Below are 951 nucleotides of genomic sequence, written 5' to 3' on the forward strand. Positions count from 1 at the left end.
CCGCACCGTGGTCGCGCTGGTCGACATGATGGTCCGCGCCGGCCTCGTGAAGCGGGCGCTGTTCCTCGCGGACAGGATCAGCCTCGTCCGACAGGCGCGCACCGCCTTCGCCACGCATCTGCCCGACAGTTCCCCGGTGAACCTCGTGACAGATCCATCCGGCACAGGCCGTGTCTACGTCTCGACCTACCCGACCATGATGAACCTGATCGACCGCGCCGACCGGAGCGGCCGCCGCTTCGGCCCGGGACACTTCGACCTGGTTATCATCGACGAGGCGCACCGCTCGATCTACAAGCGCTATCGCGCGATCTTCGAATGGTTCGACAGTTACCTGGTGGGCCTGACGGCGACGCCGCGCGATGAGGTCGACCGCGACACCTATCGCATGTTCGACCTCGACCCGGGCCATCCGACCGACTTCTACGGCCTGGAGGAGGCGATCGAGGAAGACTTCCTCGTGCCCTTCGACCCGATATCCCTGCCGACCCGGTTCATGCGCGAGGGTATCCGCTACGACGACCTCTCCGACGAGGAGAAGGATCAGTGGGACGAGCTCGAGTGGGGCGAAGCTGGCCGCCGCGACGAGGTCACGGCCGGCGAGATCAACAAGTACCTCTTCAACGCCGACACCGTCGACAAGGTGCTGGCCCACCTGATGACCCACGGCATCCGCGTGAACGGCGGCGACCGGATCGGGAAGACGATCATCTTCGCCGCCAACAAGGCCCATGCCAAATTCATCGAAGAGCGCTTCAACGCCGGGTGGCCCAGCTATGGCGGGACCTTTGCCCGGAGCATCGTGCACGGCGAGAGCTACGCCCAGAGCCTGATCGAGAACTTCTCGATCGCCCGGAAGGAGCCGCACGTCGCGATCTCGGTCGACATGCTCGACACGGGCGTCGACGTGCCGGAGGTGGTCAACCTCGTCTTCTTCAAGCTCGTCCGATC

General features: G+C 65.0%; 1 protein-coding gene. It reads left to right on the forward strand.

What is annotated here, in order from left to right:
- On the forward strand, positions 1-951 hold a 951-nt coding region (locus tag DR046_RS23005; RefSeq protein ID WP_167767275.1), incomplete at both ends, for a DEAD/DEAH box helicase family protein.

The sequence above is a fragment of the Jannaschia formosa genome (assembly GCF_003340555.1).
GTDB lineage: Bacteria > Pseudomonadota > Alphaproteobacteria > Rhodobacterales > Rhodobacteraceae > Jannaschia > Jannaschia formosa.